Source organism: Micromonospora sp. NPDC005197, from assembly GCF_040608295.1.
GTDB lineage: Bacteria > Actinomycetota > Actinomycetes > Mycobacteriales > Micromonosporaceae > Micromonospora.
Genome location: NZ_JBEXHY010000060.1, coordinates 13,930 through 32,716, shown reverse-complemented (window position 1 = coordinate 32,716; position 18,787 = coordinate 13,930). Strand labels below are relative to the sequence as shown.

Here is an 18,787-nt window from a genome sequence, read left to right as displayed (position 1 = left end):
TATCTTTGGGAGGGGTGGGCCTCTTAGGCGTACCCACGGCTGCGGCACTCGGCCGAGTGCCGCAGCATCGCCTCCGGGTCGTTCGCGCTGACCAGCACCAGGTCCAGCCCGCCGAGCCGGTCGGCGACGGGGGCCAGTTCGATGTTGCGCGCCTCGCTCATCGCACCCGCGTAGAACGACGCGATCTGGCACATGTCGGTGTCGGTGGTGCAGACGAACCGCGCCGTGTGCGCCACCTCACTGATGTGCACGGAGTCACAGTCCACGCCGTGCCGCTCCAGCCAGGAGCGGTAGTCGGCGAAGTCCGCGCCCACCGCCCCGAGCAGCACCGGGCGCATCCCGAGCTGCCCCATGCCGAAGGAGATGTTCGCCGCGACCCCGCCACGGCGGAGAACCAGGTCGTCCACCAGGAAGGAGAGGGAAATCTTGTGCAGCTGATCGGCGATGAGCTGGTCGGCGAAGCGACCCGGGAAGCTCATCAGGTGATCGGTGGCGATCGAGCCGGTCACGGCGATCTTCATGTCAACCCTCAGGGTCGGGAGCAGGGCGCGGTCAGCCTACCGGCCCGGCAACCCCGACGTGTCCGGTCGGTCGGGCAACGGCAACCGCCCGTCCACCGGTTTGCCGGGGTCACCCGGGACCGCTCCCACCGTCACCCCGACACGACGGCGGGGCCGTCCCGCAGGACGGCCCCGTCGTCGGTGGTGCGTGGTGCGCGACTTAGTTGAACGAGTCGCCGCAGGCGCAGGAGTTGCCCGCGTTGGGGTTGTCGATGGTGAAGCCCTGGGCGTCGATCCGGTCGGCGAAGTCGATCGTCGCGCCGGACAGGTAGGGGGCGCTCATCCGGTCGACGACGACCTCGACGCCACCGAAGTCGCTGACGACGTCACCGTCGAGCGAACGCTCGTCGAAGAAGAGCTGGTACCGCAGGCCGGAGCAGCCACCCGGCTGCACCGCGACGCGGAGCCGCAGGTCGTCGCGGCCCTCCTGCTCGATCAGGGCCTTGACCTTCTGCGCCGCGACGTCGGTGAGGACGACGGAAGTAGGGGCCTGGGCCTCGGTCGACTCGGTCTGCGCTGGCGTGGTCACGTGGAAGTCTCCCTGCGCGGTTTTGGGTCCGGACGCACTGGCCAACGCCGCGCGCCGTCCAGTGATTCCCGGTTGTGGTCCAGTTCCGATCGTACGCCGCCCCGGCCGGACGTACCCGCGTGGCGGGACCAGCGCCCCAGGTCGGCCCGGACGAGACGGCCTGGACCGGGTGGGCCGAGCGCTCAGCGGCTCCACTGCCGGGCCAGTCGGGCGCCCAGCTCGCGCAGCCCGTCGGCGGGACGGCTCAGCGCGGCGTCGAGCCCGCCGGCCTGCTCCCCACCGAAGTGCTCGACCAGGCTGTACGCGTCGGTCACCCCCGCCGAGGCGGCCTCCCGTCGGCCGGTGCTGACCTGGCCGGCCACCACCACGCAGGGCACCCCACGGTCCCGGGCGGCCCCGGCCACCCCGGCGACGACCTTGCCGCGCAACGACTGGTGGTCGAAGGACCCCTCCCCGGTGATCACCAGGTCGGCGGTGTCGAGCGCGGCGTCCAGCCGGGTGGCCCGGGTGACCAGGCCGATGCCCGACTCGCAGGCGCCGCCGAGCGCGAGGATGGCCGCGCCGAGGCCGCCGGCGGCCCCACCGCCGGGCAGCGCGCCGAGCCCCGGCGGGCAGCCGGGAAGGTCCCGCTCCAGCACCGCAGCGAAACGCTCCAGGGCCGCGTCGAGCAGCAGGACGTCGGGGCGGTCGGCGCCCTTCTGCGGGCCGAACACGTTGCTCGCGCCGTGCAGGCCGAGCAGCGGGTTGTCCACGTCGGTGGCGGCGACGAGCCGGGCGCCGCGCAGCCGGGGAGCGCCGTCGAGGGCGTCGACCAGGGCCAACGCCGCCCCGCCGTACGGCAGCGCCGCACCCGTGGCGTCGAGCGGGGTCGCGCCCAGCGCGGTGAGCATGCCGGCGCCGGCGTCGTTGGTGGCGGAGCCGCCCAGCCCGATCACCACCGTCCGGGCCCCGCTCTCCACGGCGGCGGTCACCAGCAGACCCAGCCCGTACGACGTGGTGGTCTTCGGGTCGCGCTCGGCTGCGGAGAGCAGGTGCAGGCCGCACGCCTGCGCGCTCTCCAGGTAGGCCGTCGTGCCGTCGGCGGTGAGCAGGATCTCACCGGCCGTCGGCCGGCCCAGCGGGTCGACGGTCGACACCGTCACCCGCCGGCCGCCGAGCGCCTCGGCGAGCACCTCCACGAAGCCCGGGCCGCCGTCGGCGAGTGGCCGGATCAGCAGGTCGTCACCGTCGGCGACGCTGCGCCAGCCGTCCGCCACCGCGGCGGCGACCTCCGGTGCGGGCAGGGTGCCGGCGAACTTGTCGGGGCAGAGCAGCACGCGCATGTCGAGCAGTGTGGCAGCCCACACCGAGCGGAGCTGCGGCGCGCTCGCGCTGTGGGACCATGGGCTACGTGACTTCGACCTGGGTGGAACCCTCCAACACGGCGACGGCTCTGCTGCTGCTCGGCCGGGGCAGCGACCCCGACACCGAGCGCGGCGTCGAGTGTCCGGGCGACCTGCCGGCGCCCAGCGACCCGGATCTGGTGGCCCGTGCCACGGCGGCGAAGGCGAAGCTGGGCAGCAAGGTCTTCGTGCTGGGGCACCACTACCAGCGCGACGAGGTGATCCAGTTCGCGGACGTGACCGGCGACTCGTTCAAGCTGGCCCGGGAGGCCGCCGCCCGGCCGGACGCCGAGTACATCGTCTTCTGCGGCGTGCACTTCATGGCCGAGAGCGCCGACATCCTCACCACGGACGCCCAGCGGGTGATCCTGCCCGACCTGGCGGCCGGCTGTTCGATGGCGGACATGGCCGTGCTGGGTCAGGTCGAGGCCGCCTGGGACACGCTCGCCGAGCTGGGCATCGCCGGCGAGACCGTGCCGGTGACGTACATGAACTCCTCGGCCGACATCAAGGGTTTCGTCGGCCGCAACGGCGGCGTGGTCTGCACCTCGTCCAACGCCAAGCGCGCCCTGGACTGGGCGTTCGAGCAGGGCTCGAAGGTGCTCTTCCTGCCGGACCAGCACCTGGGCCGCAACACGGCGGTGCTGGAGATGGGCCTGTCGCTGGACGACTGCGTGCTCTACGACCCGCACAAGCCCGGTGGCGGGCTCACGCCGGAGCAGCTGCGGGACGCCAAGATGATCCTGTGGCGAGGGCACTGCTCGGTGCACGGCCGGTTCACCCTGGAGAGCGTCAACGACGTGCGGGCGCGGGTTCCCGGGGTCAACGTGCTGGTCCACCCGGAGTGCCGGCACGAGGTGGTCACGGCCGCCGACCACGTCGGTTCGACCGAGTACATCATCAAGACCATCGAGGCGGCGCCGGCCGGCTCGGCGTGGGCGCTGGGCACCGAGCTGAACCTGGTCCGCCGGTTGGCGCTGGCCCACCCGGACAAGCAGATCATGTTCCTGGACAAGGCGGTCTGCTACTGCTCGACCATGAACCGGATCGATCTGCCGCACCTGGTCTGGGCCCTGGAGGAGCTGGTCGCGGGCCGGGTCGTCAACCAGATCACTGTCGACGCCGACACCGCGCACCACGCCCGGGTGGCGCTGGACCAGATGCTCGCGCTGCCGGGTGCGTGATCACGATCCGTGACGCCCTTGGTACGCAAAAGTGCCGGATCACCGATTAATGCCACACACGCTGGTGTGACCGAGTCCTTTTTCGTCACCGAGGGCTATGCTGCCGGGGCGAGGACGCAAGCGGGCCGTTTCGATATGGCCGCATCCGGGGTAGCGACAGAGTTCAGGCTCCCCACCATCAACACAGCAGCACCGAAGCGCTGGAGGTTGCGTTGACCGACGACGTCCTGATCGTGCATGGAGGCACTCCGCTCGAAGGGCGGATCCGCGTGCGCGGCGCGAAGAACCTGGTTTCGAAGGCGATGGTCGCCGCACTGCTGGGCGACAGCCCGAGCCGGCTGTTCGACGTGCCGAAGATCCGCGACGTCGAGGTGGTCCGGGGTCTACTCGGTCTGCACGGCGTCAAGGTGACCGACGGCGCCGAGGACGGCGAGCTCGTCTTCGACCCGGCGAACGTGGAGAGCGCCAGCACCGACCAGATCAACGTGCACGCCGGTTCGAGCCGGATCCCGATCCTGTTCTGCGGGCCGCTGCTGCACCGGCTCGGGCACGCGTTCATCCCGGATCTGGGCGGCTGCCACATCGGCCCGCGCCCGATCGACTTCCACCTGCAGGCGCTGCGGGAGTTCGGCGCGACTGTCGACAAGCGGCCCGAGGGGCTGCACCTCTCCGCGCCGAACGGCCTGCACGGCACCAAGTTCGCCCTGCCGTACCCGAGCGTCGGCGCCACCGAGCAGGTGCTGCTGACCGCGGTGATGGCCGAGGGCGTCACCGAGCTGCGCAACGCCGCGGTGGAGCCGGAGATCATCGACCTGATCTGCATCCTGCAGAAGATGGGCGCGATCATCAAGGTCCACACCGACCGGGTGATCGAGATCCAGGGCGTGCCGAAGCTGCACGGGTACACCCACCGGCCGATCCCCGACCGGATCGAGGCCGCCAGCTGGGCCGCGGCCGCGCTGGCCACCCGTGGCCACGTCGAGGTGCTCGGCGCGCAGCAGGCCGACATGATGACCTTCCTGAACATCTTCCGGTCCGTCGGCGGCGAGTACGAGGTCACCGACACCCGGCCGCCGAAGCTGGGCGACCCGGGCCAGGAGGGCGGCATCCGCTTCTGGCACCCCGGCGGCGAGCTGAACGCGGTGGCGCTGGAGACCGACGTCCACCCCGGCTTCATGACCGACTGGCAGCAGCCGCTGGTCGTGGCGCTGACCCAGGCCCGCGGCCTGTCGATCGTGCACGAGACGGTCTACGAGCAGCGGCTGGGCTACACCGAGGCGCTGAACTCGATGGGCGCCAACATCCAGGTCTACCGGGATTGCCTCGGCGGCACCCCGTGCCGCTTCGGCCGGCGCAACTTCAAGCACTCGGCGGTGATCGCCGGGCCGAGCAAGCTGCACGCCGCCGACCTGGTCATCCCCGACCTGCGGGCCGGTTTCAGCCACCTGATCGCGGCGCTCGCGGCCGAGGGCACCTCCCGGGTGTACGGCGTCGACCTGATCAACCGGGGCTACGAGGACTTCGAGGCGAAGCTCGCCGACCTCGGCGCGCACGCCGAGCGCCCGTAACCTCGTCAGACCTTCCGCGCCCGGTGCACCGCGATGTGCACCGGGCGCGAACCGTTGGCTACCCTTGCCGCGTGCCGTCGCTCTTTCGCCGCAAGTCCACCGACCTCGTCGACGAGGCCGTCACCTCGGTGACCCCCGAGGAGACCGCCGACCGTCCCCGGGGTTACACCCCGGCCAAGGGTCGGGAGACGCCGAAGCGGCCGACCGTCGGCCGTCGCCCGGCCGGCCCCACCCGCCCCCTCACCAAGGAGGAGGAGCGGGAGCGGCGCCGCCAGCTGCGTACCGAGGCCGCGGCCGAGTTCCGCCGCGAGGGTGGCCCCCGCGACCGGGGCCCGGAGCGGCTGCTGGCACGCAACGTGGTCGACTCCCGGCGTACCGTCGGCACCTGGTTCTTCGGCGGCGCGTTGATCGTGCTGATCGGCTCGAACGCGGCGATGCCGGCGCCGGTGCGGTTGATCTCCAACGTGCTCTGGGGCGCACTGGCCCTGGGTGTGGTCGTCGACTCGCTGCTGATCTGCCGCAAGATCGGCAAGCTGGTCCGGGAGCGCTTCCCGAAGACCGACCAGCGGATGGGCTCGCTCTACCTCTACGCCGTGATGCGGTCGATCACCTTCCGGCGGATGCGCGCTCCGGCTCCTCAGGTCAAGCTCGGCGACAAGGTCTGATCCCGGCTTCCCGAGCCCGCGTCGCCCCAGTGGCGGCTCCGGCCGCGTTGGGGGCAAAGCGCAGCGGGAAGCATCCGGGCAGCGGCCGTTCGTTGTAGCGTGCGCGTAGTTCATCACGGTGAACAGGTCGCCAGTTGTTCGTCACCTCGCACGTTGATCCAATGGAGCGAACACGCATGCCTGGAGAACCGGCTGCCCCGTTGGCCACCATCGCTGCCGCCCTGCGCCGCGAACGGGAGCGCCTCGGGATCTCGCTGGCCGAGCTGGCCCATCGGGCGGGGGTGACCGAGTCGACGATCTCCCACGTGGAGTCGGGGACCGGCAACCCGAGCGTCGAGACGCTCTGGGCGCTCGGCGTGGCGCTGGGCGTACCGTTCAGCCGGCTCGTGGAGCCGGCGGACGTCGACATCCGGGTGATCCGCGCCGGGGAGGGGCCCCGGGTCCGTTCCGAACAGGCCGACTTCGCCGGGACGCTGCTCAGCGCCGGCACGGCGCACCTGCGCCGGGACGTCTACCTGATCGAGTTGGAGCCGGGCGCGGTCCGGGAGGCGGACGGGCACACCCCCCGCAGCGTCGAGCACGTGGTGGTGGCCGCCGGACGGCTGCGCGTCGGCCCCGAGGCGGGCACCGTGGACCTCGGTCCGGGTGACTACGCGACGTTCCCCGGCGACACACCGCACCGGTACGAGGCGCTGGTCCCCGGCACCTTCGCCGTCCTCGTCATGGAGCATCCCTGACCCGATGCTCCGGTCCACCCGGCCGGCGGGTGGGGTATCGTCAAAGGTCAGATTGGGTTATCGACCCAAATGTCCGGAACCATCGGATAACGTTTGCGCTCGTGGGCGGTGCCACAGTGGCGGTGAACGAGCCCACGCCGTTACCCTCCATCCGCAGCCACGCCCTGCCGGAATGGGCGACCCGACCGGCACGCGAGGCCCCAGCGCGACAATGTGCAACGAGGTGACAACGCCGTGAGCGAGCGGACGCGAGCCGGCCACCGGGGCGTGGCAGGCGGCGACCGGACGCCCATGGGCCAGCGAGGCACCACCGCGGCCACCTCACCGTCGACGGGGAGCGGCCACGCGGCCGGGTGTGGCGACGGGCTCAACGGATGAACGGCCGCTACACCGACCGGTGGCGGGACCCGAACGAACCGTCCTGGGTGGTCGAGCCGACCACCGAGTGGCACCCCCAGTTCCCCGGCCAGCGCTACCCCGGCGACATCGGCGTCACCCACCAGCCGGCACCGCCGCGCGGACGGGCGACAGTTGTCGGTCGTACCGAGGTGCCGCCGCTCGCGCCCACCCGACCGGACGGCACCTACCTCGGCCGCTCCTGGGCCGACGAGCCTCCGGGCGAGTCTGCCCCCAACGGCCGGTGGGGGGCGGACGACGAGCCGGGCGGGACACCCTCCTACGGCTGGTCACGCAGCGACGAGCGCCCGGTCGACACGACGCACCACGGACGACCCGAGACCCCGCAGTACGACCATGAGCCGTACCGCCGGCCGCTCCCCGAGCCGCCCCGACGGGAGGAGCGCCGCTCCCCCGAGTCGGACCGGCGGACCGCCTGGTCCGACCGGCGACCCAACGACGACCGGGGACCGGCTCGGGAGGCCGCCTGGCACCGCGAGCAGCCCACTTCCGAGCGGTACGACGGCCGCCCGCCCCGACACGAGCCGGCCGACCGGGACCGGGCGTACCCGACCGCGCCACCCGTCTCCCCCGGGCCCTACTCCCCCGCACCGCGCAGTGACTCCGGCTGGGTGCCCGAGCCGGACGAGGCGCCGCGCCGGCGCGGCACGTCGGAGCGGCCGGCCGCGAGTCACGACCGGCACCCCGGCGACGGGTACGGCACCCGACCGGCCAGGGGCCACGACGGCCGCCCGACCGACGGCTGGGCCGCCGAGGGGGCCGGCCAGTGGGCACCCGTGGACAGCCGCTCCCGCTACCGGGCCGACGGCCACCCCGACCGCCTACCCGACGACGCCCGCCGCCCGGAGCGGGGCGTTGCCGACGGCCGGTCCCGCGTGGACGCTGGCCCCGGTGCGTCCACCGACCGGCAGCGCCGGCCGGACGAGGCATTCGGGACGCCACAGACGTCCGAGGGCGGACGGCGGCGCCGCCCCGAACCGGAGGCACCGGAACAGCCCCGCCGCGACGACGAGCGCCGCCGTCCCGATGTCGAGCCGCACCGGCAGCAACCCCGCGAGGCGGCAGCCCGCACCGAGGCGTACCCGGACCGTCGCGCGCGCGAGAACGCCCGGCCGGAGCGGTACGGCGAGGAGCCGTACCGCGAGGAGACCTACCGCGAGGAGCCGCGGTCGCAGCCCGGCCCCCGGCCGGGTGGCGGCCTGCCCTGGCCGCCGCCCGGTCCGGTGCACCCGGACCGCAGACGGGAGCCGGGCTACCGGCCCGAGCCGCACCGCGGCGCTGAGCCGGAGGTCCCGCCGCGGCCGGCGACGCGACCCGCACGGCCACCGGCGGAGCCGCCCCGGTACGACGAACGGCCCGCGCGTCCCGCCGCGACGGCGCCGCCCACCTCCGGCCGGGCCACCCAGGTCCCGCCCACACCCGTCTCCCCGGCCGCGCCAGGCACCGGCCGGGCGACCCCGGTTCGTCCGGCCTCGCCGGAGCGACCGGTGTCGCCGGCACCCGTCTCGCCCGCCGCGCCCGGCCCGGACCGGCCGGTGTCCGCGGCACCCGTCTCCCCCGCCTCGGCGGACCACGCGTGGCAACCATCCACGTCGTCCGGTCGTCCGGAGCGCGACCGGCCGGTGTCCGCCGCACCGGTCTCCCCGGCGGACGTCCCCGTCTCCGGTCCACCGGCCGCCCGGCTGCGGCTGGAGTTCCTGCCCGCCCCGGTGGATCCTCCGTCCTCGGACGAGCGGCCGGAGTCGCCGCAGCGGCCCGAGCACCGCACACCCACCGAACCGGCTTCGACTGCCGACCCTCGCGCCACCGCGCCACCGCGCTATCCCGGCCCGGACAACCGCTCGCACCCGGCGCCGCCGGCCCGTCCCGCCCCGCAGGACCAGCCCCCACAACCCACACCTGGGCAGCGGCCCTCGCCGCCTGCGGATGACCGCCCGCCGGTCGCTCCCCCACCGTCCTGGCAGCGGCCGGAGCAGCCCCCCACCCCCGTGACGCCGACGTCCTCGGCGCCCGCGCCGGATGCCGAGCCGGCGCTTCCGATCGCCCCGGGCGTACCGCGTCGCTACGTGCCCCCGGCGCCCTCGGAAGCGCCAGTGCCGACCGCTGCGGAGCCAGCGGAGGCGTCGGCCCGGGGGCCGGCAGCCTGGTTCAGCCCGGGCGCCCAGCCGGTCGTGTCCGACCAGGACGAGACACCAGCGGACCAGCGGCCGACCGAGGAACCCGAGACCACCACCGTCGCCGAGACGACCGAGGACTGGAAGCCCGGCGACGGGTCGGCCGGCTCGCCACACGCCGAGGACGCGCACGTCCCGTCGGCGGCGTCCGCCCAACCGCTGGTCAGCGACCCCGCAGCCGACCGGCGGCCCGACTCGGCCGTCGAGACCGCTGCGACACCGATCTCCGGACCGCTCGCCGACCCGGTCTCCCCACCACCGAGCCGGCCGGTGTCCGCACCACCAGCCGATCCGATCGCCGTACGCCCCGCCCCACCCGCCTCGGCGCAGCCTGTCTCGGCACCGCCTGTCTCCGCGCCGCCGGACTCGGCCTGGCCCGTCTCGGCCCCGCCAGCCCTCGCGCCGCCGGACTCGGCCTGGCCTGTCTCGGCGCCGCCGGCCTCGGCCACCCCGATGGAGGTGGCCGACGCTGAGCGTCGCCCCCGGGTCGACGACCTCGCCACCCACGTGGAGCCCTCCACCGAACCGACCCCGACCGACGGACGGGAGCCGATCTCCGGACCGCCGGCACACCCGGTCTCCGGTGCTCCACGCGCCTGGTCGGACGACCTGGTCGACGATGCCGACGACGCAGCGGCGGCCGCCGAGCCGGTGTCGGGCGACATCCACCGTCCGCTCGGCGGTGAGCCGTACACAGAGGCGTCGGGGCACCACAGCGACCTCGCCCCCGACGACATCCGCCAGGTCACTGGTGCGACGAGCGCGCCGACCGCCGACGCATCCACCGACGCGTCGCGGGACCGCCTCGCCGACGCCGGACCGTGGGACCGGCCGGCATCGGCCCCGCCCGCGTCGAGCAACGCGTACCCATCGACCGCCAGCCCGGACCCGGATGCCGACCCGGCCGGGTCCGGTCCGGCGACCGAGGCGACGCGCACGCCGCCGCCCGAGCCGGCAGCGGAACGGCCCACCGCGACGGCGCCCGTGTCCGCACCGCCCGCACCGGAGCCCGTACCCCCGGCGGCACTCGCACCGCCGGTCTCCGCACCGCCGGCCGCGCAAGCACCCGTCTCCGCACCGCCGGCCGCGCAGGCGCCCGTGTCCGCGCCACCCGCCGCGCCCGTCTCCGCCGTACCGCTCGCTGGCATTCCCGGGCCGCGCAGCGGGTCGTCCGACCAGGACGCGCCGGTGTCGGCGCCGCCCGCCACGGCGCCGGAGCCGCCCCGTCGTTCGCTGGCCGATCAGGGCGACCCGGAGCAGGTCCTGGCCGCGTACCGCTGGCGGCTGGACCCGGTGACCCTGCGCGAGGAGCTGACGGAGCCGGACGCCATGCGGGCCATCCGGCGGCGGTTGACCGAGAAGCTGGGCTCGGCCGTCGACAACAAGGCCCGTGCGCGGCTGCTGAGTCTGCGCGCGGTCGCCTCGCGGATCCTCGGCGACCTCGACGACGCGTTGGCCGACGGCCGGCTCGCCCTCACCTACGCCGAAGCCACCGGCGAGCTGCGCCGGACCGCGCTGGCCCAGGCCCGGCTGGCCCACGTGCTGCGCTGGCGGGGCGACTACGCCGAGGCCGACCAGCTCTTCGCCGAGGCCAACTCGATCGAACTGCCCGACCGGCTGCGCGCCGCCCTGCACGAGCACGCCGGGCGGTGCTGCTATGACCAGGGCCGGCTGATGGAGGCCTGCCACCACTTCGAGCGGGCGCTCGACCTGCGCGGGGCCGGCGACGCCGAGCTGCTGGACCGGATCCGGGTGGCCCTCGACGCGGTCACCGCGCGGGCTTCTGCCGACGGCTTCGGGCCGTACCCCCGGAGTCGGGAAGAGGTGCTCGACCGTGACCGGCCCCCGCAGCCGGACCGGGACGGACCGCTGTGGGGCTACACCGACCACGCCGGCGACGTTGTCATTCCCGCCCGGTACGCCGAGGCGCAGCCCTTCCACGACGGGCTGGCCTGGGTCCGGCGGCCGGACACCGACCGGTGGTCCCTGATCAACCTGCTGGGTACGACGGTGATCCCGCCCTCGTACCGGGCGGTGCGCCCGTTCAGCGACGGCCTGGCCTGGGTGTTCACCGACGGCGGGTGGACGGCGATCGACCCGACCGGCGCGGTGCAGGTTCCGCCCAACTTCGCCGACGTACGGCCGTTCCGCCGAGGGCTGGCCGCGGTGAAGCGCGAGGGGTGGGGTGCGGTCGACCGGACCGGCCGGATCGTGGTGCCGACCCGATACCACGGCTTCGTCACCGAGCTGACCGACGCGGGTCCGGTCGACGGCTTCACCGACGAGGGTCTCGTGGTCGTCGACGTGGCCGGTCGGCGCGGTGTGGTGGACCGGACCGGCGCGGTGCTGGTCCAGCCGTCGTACCCGATGGTGGTCATCCACCCGGTGGCGTTCCTGGTGGTCAGCGGCAACGGTCGGTGGGGCGCGCTGGACCGGCGGGGTGGGCCGCTGATCGACCTGGTGCACCCCGATCGCGCGGCGGTGCTGGAGGAGATCGACCGGCTGTTGACCGACGCGAACCCGGTGCTCTGAGTCGTCGCTCGGCGATCGTGATCCACCGGAGTTATGGTCGGGGCATGGAATTCCGACACCTGGGCCGTTCTGGCCTGATGGTCAGCGAGATCTCGTACGGCAACTGGATCACCCACGGTTCACAGGTCGAGGAGGACGCGGCGAACGCCTGCGTCCGGGCCGCCCTCGACGCGGGGATCACCACCTTCGACACCGCCGACGTGTACGCCGGCACCCGGGCCGAGGACGTGCTCGGCCGGGCGCTGCAGAACGAGCGTCGCGAGGGCCTGGAGATCTTCACCAAGGTCTACTGGCCCACCGGGCCGGGTCGCAACGACCGCGGCCTGTCCCGCAAGCACATCATGGAGTCGATCAACGGCTCCCTGCGCCGGCTGCGCACCGACTACGTGGACCTCTACCAGGCCCACCGGTACGACCACAGCACGCCGCTGGAGGAGACGATGGAGGCGTTCGCCGACGTCGTGCACTCCGGCAAGGCGCACTACATCGGCGTCTCCGAGTGGACCGCCGAGCAGCTGCGGGCCGCCCACCCGCTCGCCCGGGAGCTGCACGTCCCGCTGGTCTCCAACCAACCCCAGTACTCCATGCTGTGGCGGGTCATCGAGACCGAGGTCGTGCCGGCCAGCGAGGAGCTGGGCATCGGCCAGATCGTCTGGTCGCCGATGGCCCAGGGCGTGCTCTCCGGCAAGTACCTGCCGGGGCAGCCGCCGCCGGCCGGTTCCCGTGCCACCGACGAGAAGTCGGGCGCGAACTTCATCTCCCGGTTCATGAACGACGACGTCCTGACCCGGGTGCAGCAGCTCAAGCCGCTCGCCGAGCAGGCCGGGCTGAGCATGGCCCAGCTGGCCGTGGCGTGGGTCCTGCAGAACCCGAACGTCTCGTCGGCGATCATCGGCGCGTCCCGCCCCGAGCAGGTGCACGACAACGTGAAGGCGGCCGGGGTGAAGCTCGACGCCGAGCTGCTCAAGGCCATCGACGAGATCGTCGAGCCGGTCACCGAGCGGGACCCGGCCAAGACCGAGTCTCCCGCCGAGCGGCCCTGACGCGGGTCCGGTCCGGTCGGCGCACCCGCGCCGGCCGGACCGGACAACTCAGCTCGACTCAGCTCCGCCAGAACCGGATCAGGTCCAGGCCGGCGGCGTACAGCCACGACGGCAGGCCGAGCAGGTCACCCACGGCGAAGACCGCGTCGAAGAACCAGCCGCCGATGCGCGGGTTCCACAGCAGCGCGAAGAGCAGAAGAAAGCCGTACGGGGCGAACAGGTCGTACATCCTGCGCCACTGCGGATTGAGCCACGGCTGGATCATGTTGCCGCCGTCCAGGCCGGGCACCGGCAGCAGGTTGAGCACGCTCGCGGTGAGCTGGAGGAACGCCAGCAGCGCCACCCCGGCCCAGAACTCCACCGGGCCACCCGAGGACGTGCCGAGTCGCACCGCCAGCACGAGCAGCAACGTGAACAGCACGTTGGTCGCCGGGCCGGCGAGGCTGACCAGGGTGTGCCGCAGTCGCCCCCCGATGGCGTGCCGGTCCACCCACACCGCGCCGCCGGGCAGGCCGATGCCGCCGAGCAGCACCACCACCACCGGCAGCACGATCGACAGCAGGGGGTGGGTGTACTTGAACGGGTTGAGCGTCAGGTAACCGCGGTGGGCGATGTCCCGGTCGCCCGCGCGGTAGGCCACCACGGCGTGGGCGTACTCGTGCAGGCAGAGCGACACCAGCCAGCCGGACACCACGAACACGAACACGTCGAAGCGGACGCTGCCGTAGCCGTTCCAGGCCAGCACCCCGCTGACCGCGAAGAGCGCGACCAGGCCGAGGAAGACCGGGCTGGGCCGGAACGCCGCCTTGGGCACGCCGAGCACCAGCCCGTCGGCGCCCGGCCGGTCGTAGGCCATCACTCGGCCGTGGGCAGCAGGCTCATCCGGTACTCCACCCGGTCGTCCTCGACGAGCGCGACCGAGGTGACGCCGGACGCCGCGAGCTCACGCCAGGTCTGACCGATCCAGGATTCGGCGTCGGCCTGGCTGCCGAACGACTCCGCCGGGCCCTCCACCGTCTGACCGTCCGTGCCCTCGTACCGCCAGCTCCACGCCATGCCGCGTCTCCCCTCGCCGCTGAAGTCCCCGTGGGACGAACCCCCGCCAGCGTAGTCGGCCCGGCGCGCAACGGCCGCTCGCTCGCCCCCCGCGGCAACCCACGGGTTGATCAACCCCCGTCGGTGCGGGCCGATACGGTGGCTCGGTGCTGACACGGGGAGTGCTGCTCGGCGACCGGTACCGGCTGGGCGAGCGGGTGGCGACGGGCGGGATGGGCGCGGTCTGGCGGGGCACCGACGTGCTGTTGGAGCGCGAGGTGGCGGTGAAGGTACTGCTGCCGTCGCTGGTCGCCGATCCGGAGTTCACCGCCCGCTTCCGCGCCGAGGCGCGGATGCTCGCGGCGTTGCGGCACCCCGGCGTGGTCGCGGTGCACGACGTCGGGCAGGCCGCGCTCGCCGACGGCAGCCGGGTCGACTACCTGGTGATGGAGTACGTCGAGGGCGAGCCGTTGTCGGTCCGGGTACGCACGGCGGGTCGACTGGACGCGGCCACCACCATGTCGGTGCTGGCGCAGGCCGCCGACGCCCTGCACACCGCCCATCTCGCCGGCATCGTGCACCGGGACGTGAAGCCCGGCAACCTGCTGGTCAAGGCGGACGGTCGGGTGGTGCTCGTCGACTTCGGCATCGCCCGGTCCCGCAGCATGGCCGGGCTGACCGCCGCGAACATGGTGCTCGGCACCGCCGCGTACATGTCTCCCGAGCAGGCCACCGGCCAGCCGGTCGCCGCCGCCACGGACATCTACGCCCTCGGGGCGGTGGCGTACTTCTGCCTGGCCGGGCAGCCACCGTTCGACGGCGACAACCCGCTCGCGGTGGCGTTGCGGCACGCCCAGGACGAGCCGGCCCCGCTACCGCCGGACACGCCGCTCGCGGTGACGGCGGTGGTCGCGCGGGCGATGGCCAAGCGGCCCGCGGACCGGTACGCCAGCGCCGCTGAGCTGGCCGCTGCCGCCGCTGATGCCCGCGACGCGACCCTGGCCAGCATCCCGCCCTCCGCCCGCCCTCCGTGGGCGGTGGCCGCACCCGCCCCGCCCGTGGTGGGCGCCACCGCCCCGCCGCCCGTCGCGCCGCCGGTTCCGCCCGTTTCGAGTCCCACGCCGCCCGTGCCGACCCCCGCGCCGACGCCGCCGGTCCCGACCACGGATCCGGCCCTGCCACCGGCCTTCCGGGCCGGGATGGTCCAGATCCGGCCAACCGAGACCGGGCCGACCCGCGAGGATCCGTTGCCGACGTCGTCAAGCCGGCGACGCCTGCCGCTGCTGGTCGGGGTGGGCGCGATCATTCTGATCGCGCTCGTCGGCGGAGCCGTGGCGGCGCTGCGGCCGGACGCCGGGCCGGGCAGGACGACCGATCCGGCGGCGCTGACGGGCGAGTCGACGTCGGGCACCGGCGTCGCGCTGCCGACCGCGGACACCACCACCCCGGGACCCCGGGCCAGTGGCACGCCGAGCGCCGACCGGACCGCGACCGCCACACCGACCGGCGGCGACCGATCGGGTACGCCCGCCAGCGGCAGCCCGGTCACCCGCAGCGCGGCGCCGGGGACCACGCCGACCGGGGCGGCCAGCGGCAGACCGACGTCCAGTGGCAGCCCGGCGGGCCGGCCCAACCCGTACACGGCGGCGCAGGCGTGCGGCAGCGGCTATCAGGTGATCGACTCGGCGACGCTGACCGACGGTGGCGGCCGCCGTCAGGGTCGCGTCTACCTGCTCTACCACTCGGGCAACGGCAACAACTGCGTGGTCACCCTCAAGGACACCGCGGTCGGGGCCAGGACTGCGGCGTCGGCGTACCTGGAGGTGCAGGGACGGGCCCGCAGCACCGACAGCGGCTCGTTCGACTACTACGCGGGCCCGGTGCGGGCCTCCGCCGCTGGCGCGTGCGTGAAGTGGGGCGGCGCCACCGGCGGGGTCAGCTACGGCAGCGGGTTCGAACACTGCGGCTGACCACCCACGACGCTGCGCCACGCTCCTCGCCCCCGGACACCGGGGCGGGCTAGATCTTGGACACTTTCCGTTCCGAGCTGACGGAAACTGTCCAAGATTGCCGGCGCTCGCGGGGGCGCTGCGGACGGCGCAGGAGGGAAGCGGACGCTTGCCTGCAATGGACGCGGAACGGACTTTCGATCGTCGGCAGGGCTGGGGCGACGTGCCCAGACCCGGGGCATGAGAACTAAGGTACGGACATGTCCGTTGACGGGTGGAACACGGTCCTGGTGCTCGGCGGTATCCGGTCCGGCAAGTCCGAGTTCGCCGAGTCCCTGGTCGCCGACGCGCCGGTGGTTCGCTACATCGCCACCGCGCCGGAGGGCGACCCGGAGGACACCGAGTGGGCGACCCGGCTGGCGACGCACCGCGCCCGGCGGCCGGGCAGCTGGACCACCGAGGAGACCGCCGGAGAGCCGCGTCGGCTGGCGGACGTGCTCGAATCCGCCGAGCCCAACGAGACGCTTCTCGTGGACGACCTGGGCGGCTGGGTGACCGTGCTGCTCGACCCGGAGTACCAGCCCGCCGACGACGTGGCGACGATCGCCGAGCTGGCCGAGGCGATCCGCACCTGCGCGGCGCGGGTGGTGCTGGTGAGCCCCGAGGTGGGGCTGTCGCTGGTGCCGACCACCCCGCTGGGCCGGGCGTTCACCGACGCGCTCGGCGCGGCCAACCGCGCGGTCGCCGATGCCTGCGACGCAGTGGTGCTGGTGGTCGCGGGCCAACCGGCCTGGCTGAAGCCGGCACCCACCACCGCCGTTGCTGCTGCCGCCGCCGCGACCGTGAGCGCGTCGGCGAGCCCTGTGTCGCCGGCCGCGAGCCAGACCGGCGCATTCCAGGCCGGCACGAGCCTGCTCGACGCCGAGCCCACCCCCGAGGTCCAACTGCCGGACGTGCTGACCCACACCCCGCCGGTCGCCCCGAACCAGGAGCCCGGCAACCCCTGGGCCGCGCCGACGATGGCGCTGCCGATGGTGGCCACCGGGCTGGTCATCCAGCCGGGCATGGAGCTGCCGATGCCCGACGACTACGCCGGTCCGCAGGCGGTGGACCGGCTGGCCACGTTGGACGTACCCGGTGCCGGGCTGGGCGTGCTGGACCGGGTGGTCGGCTTCGCCGCCGCCACCCAGGGCACGTCGACGCCGGCCGCCTGGGGTTCGGTGCGGGTGCTGCTGCTCAACGGCGACCACGCCGGTGGCGCGTCGGCCGGCACCGTCGCGGGCGAGTCGGCGCGTCGGGCCGCACAGGCCCGCGCCGGGCGGGGTGCGCTGGCCCGGCTGGCCGCCGAGAGCGGCGCGAGCCTGCAGGTGGTGGACACCCCCGCCTCCGCGCCGATGGAGACCCAGCCGGCGCTCACCGGCGAGCAGGTCGAGTCGGCGCTGCGCTACGGCTGGCGGCTGGCCGAGCAGGCCGCCGACGCGGGCGTACAACTGCTGGTCCTGGGGGCGTGCGGCGCCGGCACCGAGGCGGCCGCGGCGGCGGTGCTGGCGGCCACGGCCGGCGCGGAACCACCGGCGGTGCTGGGCCGGGTGATCACCGATTCCGGTGAGATCGACGACGCGGCCTGGATGGTCCGCTGCGCGGCGGTGCGCGACGCGCTGCACCGCACCCGCCGCTCGCCACGCGGCGCGAAGGACGTGCTGTCCGAGCTGGGCGGCGGCGATGTGGCGGTGGCCACCGGCGTGCTGCTGGGCGCCACCGCCCGCCGGGTGCCGGTGCTGCTGGACGGGCCGGTCGGGCTGGCCGCCGGGATGGTCAGCCGTGACCTGGCCGGGCAGGCGCGGCACTGGTGCCTGCTGGCCGACCACGGCCAGCACCCCGCGGTGCGGCTGGCCGCCGACGTGCTCGGCCTCACGCCCCTGCTCGACCTGCGGCTGGACCTCGGCGAGGGCGCCAACGCCCTGGTCGCGCTGCCGCTGCTGCGCTCGGTGCTGGCACTGGCCGCCGCGCTGCCGGTGCACCCGTCGCTGGCGGGCGACGCCGACGCGGACCGGGCCGACGAGCCGCAGGCCGACCCGGAGCCCGACGACGCCGAGCCCGACGACGCCGAGCCGGCGTACACCGGGCCCGACTACACCGACCCGGAGTTCGCCGAGCCGGAGCCGGCCGGGCCGGGGCCCACCCGCACGGGGGCGGACGAGCAGCCGGCGTCGGGCTGGCGTGCCGGCTGAGTCGCGGCTCGTCGCGGGAGCCCGGCTGGCGGTCACCACCTTCAGCACGTTGCCGGTACGCGCCGGCCGGATCGACCGCCCGGTGGCGGGTACCGCGATGGCGCTCGCCCCGGCCGTCGGCGCGCTGCTCGGCGTGCTGCTGGGCGGCGTCCTGCTGCTGACCGGCCTGCTCGCTCCCCCGCTGGTGGCCGCCGGCGTGACGGTGGGCGCCGCCGCCCTGCTCACCCGAGGGCTGCACCTGGACGGGCTGGCCGACACCGTGGACGCGCTCGGGTCGTACCGGCGGGGGGCTGCCGCCCTGGAGATCATGAAGAAGCCGGACGTCGGACCGTTCGGCGTGGTCGCGCTGGTGGTCGTACTCCTGGTGCAGGCCGCGGCGCTCGCCAACCTGGCCGGCCGGTCCTGGCCGGCGTGTCTCGCGGCGGTGGTGGCGGCCACCGCGGCCGGGCGGCTGGGTGTGACGGTGGCGTGCCGACGGGGCGTGCCCGCGGCCCGGCCGGACGGGCTGGGGGCCCTGGTGGCGGGAACCGTCGGCCCGGTGGCGCTGGCCGTCGGCGCGGTCGCCGTCGTGCTGCTGGCGGTGCCCGCGGTGCCGGGCCGCCCGTGGCAGGGGCCGCTCGCCGTCGGCGCCGCGCTCGCCGTCGCGGTCGCGCTGCTGGCCCACGTGGTACGCCGGCTCGGCGGGATCACCGGCGACGTGCTCGGCGCGACCGTCGAGGTGGTCACCACGCTGGTCTACCTCGGTGTGGTGCTGTCCGCCTGAAGCCGGCGCGGCCGGCCG

The 18,787-nt window shown here is 74.5% G+C and carries 13 protein-coding genes and 1 pseudogene; 9 read left to right on the top strand and 5 right to left on the bottom strand.

The window, feature by feature from the left end:
- Positions 1–26: 26 nt before the first annotated feature.
- The 3 genes and pseudogenes from ABZU46_RS19705 to ABZU46_RS19695 all read right to left on the bottom strand — a co-directional run.
- Positions 27–521 (bottom strand): annotated as a pseudogene (locus ABZU46_RS19705) (PfkB family carbohydrate kinase); the annotation flags it as partial.
- A 199-nt stretch (positions 522–720) separates the two neighbouring features.
- A complete protein-coding gene (erpA, locus tag ABZU46_RS19700) occupies positions 721–1,089 on the bottom strand; it encodes an iron-sulfur cluster insertion protein ErpA (RefSeq protein WP_234587006.1) in 369 nt (122 codons plus the stop codon).
- A 182-nt stretch (positions 1,090–1,271) separates the two neighbouring features.
- Positions 1,272–2,411 (bottom strand): glycerate kinase, encoded by a 1,140-nt coding sequence (locus ABZU46_RS19695; protein WP_354859770.1) that lies wholly within the window; start codon positions 2,409–2,411, stop codon positions 1,272–1,274.
- A 68-nt stretch (positions 2,412–2,479) separates the two neighbouring features.
- On the opposite strand from ABZU46_RS19695, the gene nadA reads away from it, so the two are divergent.
- The 6 genes from nadA (at position 2,480) to ABZU46_RS19665 (ending at position 12,791) form a co-directional block, all read left to right on the top strand.
- On the top strand, positions 2,480–3,655 hold the full coding sequence (nadA, locus tag ABZU46_RS19690; RefSeq protein ID WP_354859769.1) for a quinolinate synthase NadA: 1,176 nt from the start codon (positions 2,480–2,482) through the stop codon (positions 3,653–3,655).
- Between the two features lie 212 nt (positions 3,656–3,867).
- Positions 3,868–5,223, top strand: a complete 1,356-nt coding sequence (gene murA / locus ABZU46_RS19685; RefSeq protein WP_308195384.1) for a UDP-N-acetylglucosamine 1-carboxyvinyltransferase — start codon at positions 3,868–3,870, stop codon at positions 5,221–5,223.
- 71 nt (positions 5,224–5,294) lie between these two features.
- Positions 5,295–5,888 carry a DUF3043 domain-containing protein gene (locus ABZU46_RS19680; RefSeq protein ID WP_354859767.1) on the top strand — a complete coding sequence of 198 codons (594 nt, stop codon included), beginning with the start codon at positions 5,295–5,297 and terminating at the stop codon, positions 5,886–5,888.
- A gap of 176 nt (positions 5,889–6,064) precedes the next feature.
- Entirely contained in the window at positions 6,065–6,625 is a 561-nt protein-coding gene (locus ABZU46_RS19675) for an XRE family transcriptional regulator (protein ID WP_354859764.1), read from the top strand.
- Between the two features lie 374 nt (positions 6,626–6,999).
- On the top strand, positions 7,000–11,748 hold the full coding sequence (locus tag ABZU46_RS19670; RefSeq protein WP_354859762.1) for a WG repeat-containing protein: 4,749 nt from the start codon (positions 7,000–7,002) through the stop codon (positions 11,746–11,748).
- A gap of 44 nt (positions 11,749–11,792) precedes the next feature.
- Positions 11,793–12,791, top strand: a complete 999-nt coding sequence (locus ABZU46_RS19665) for an aldo/keto reductase family protein (protein ID WP_354859759.1) — start codon at positions 11,793–11,795, stop codon at positions 12,789–12,791.
- A 58-nt stretch (positions 12,792–12,849) separates the two neighbouring features.
- Here the strand turns inward: ABZU46_RS19665 and ABZU46_RS19660 are convergent, their stop codons facing one another.
- Together ABZU46_RS19660 and ABZU46_RS19655 are read right to left on the bottom strand one after the other, a co-directional pair.
- Positions 12,850–13,647 (bottom strand): site-2 protease family protein, encoded by a 798-nt coding sequence (locus ABZU46_RS19660; RefSeq protein WP_354859758.1) that lies wholly within the window; start codon positions 13,645–13,647, stop codon positions 12,850–12,852.
- Positions 13,647–13,847 (bottom strand): hypothetical protein, encoded by a 201-nt coding sequence (locus ABZU46_RS19655; protein ID WP_030337978.1) that lies wholly within the window; start codon positions 13,845–13,847, stop codon positions 13,647–13,649. The genes ABZU46_RS19660 and ABZU46_RS19655 overlap by 1 nt, the downstream gene beginning before the upstream one ends.
- Positions 13,848–13,993: 146 nt before the next feature.
- On the opposite strand from ABZU46_RS19655, the gene ABZU46_RS19650 reads away from it, so the two are divergent.
- From ABZU46_RS19650 to ABZU46_RS19640, 3 genes are all read left to right on the top strand, one after another.
- Positions 13,994–15,796, top strand: a complete 1,803-nt coding sequence (locus ABZU46_RS19650; protein WP_354859755.1) for a protein kinase — start codon at positions 13,994–13,996, stop codon at positions 15,794–15,796.
- A gap of 239 nt (positions 15,797–16,035) precedes the next feature.
- Positions 16,036–18,006: a bifunctional adenosylcobinamide kinase/adenosylcobinamide-phosphate guanylyltransferase gene (locus ABZU46_RS19645; RefSeq protein WP_354859753.1), complete on the top strand. Its 1,971-nt coding sequence runs from the start codon at positions 16,036–16,038 to the stop codon at positions 18,004–18,006.
- On the top strand, positions 17,996–18,769 hold the full coding sequence (locus tag ABZU46_RS19640) for an adenosylcobinamide-GDP ribazoletransferase (protein ID WP_354859751.1): 774 nt from the start codon (positions 17,996–17,998) through the stop codon (positions 18,767–18,769). Before ABZU46_RS19645 ends, ABZU46_RS19640 begins: the two co-directional genes overlap by 11 nt.
- Positions 18,770–18,787: the final 18 nt, after the last annotated feature.

Excerpts from the sequence above, each read along its gene's own strand:
- ABZU46_RS19665 (WP_354859759.1), top strand. The coding sequence starts at position 11,793 with ATGGAATTCCGACACCTGGGCCGTTCTGGCCTGATGGTCAGCGAGATC.
- ABZU46_RS19655 (WP_030337978.1), bottom strand. The coding sequence starts at position 13,847 with ATGGCGTGGAGCTGGCGGTACGAGGGCACGGACGGTCAGACGGTGGAG.
- ABZU46_RS19660 (WP_354859758.1), bottom strand. The coding sequence starts at position 13,647 with ATGGCCTACGACCGGCCGGGCGCCGACGGGCTGGTGCTCGGCGTGCCC.
- ABZU46_RS19645 (WP_354859753.1), top strand. The coding sequence starts at position 16,036 with ATGTCCGTTGACGGGTGGAACACGGTCCTGGTGCTCGGCGGTATCCGG.
- ABZU46_RS19695 (WP_354859770.1), bottom strand. The coding sequence starts at position 2,411 with ATGCGCGTGCTGCTCTGCCCCGACAAGTTCGCCGGCACCCTGCCCGCA.
- ABZU46_RS19675 (WP_354859764.1), top strand. The coding sequence starts at position 6,065 with ATGCCTGGAGAACCGGCTGCCCCGTTGGCCACCATCGCTGCCGCCCTG.
- ABZU46_RS19670 (WP_354859762.1), top strand. The coding sequence starts at position 7,000 with ATGAACGGCCGCTACACCGACCGGTGGCGGGACCCGAACGAACCGTCC.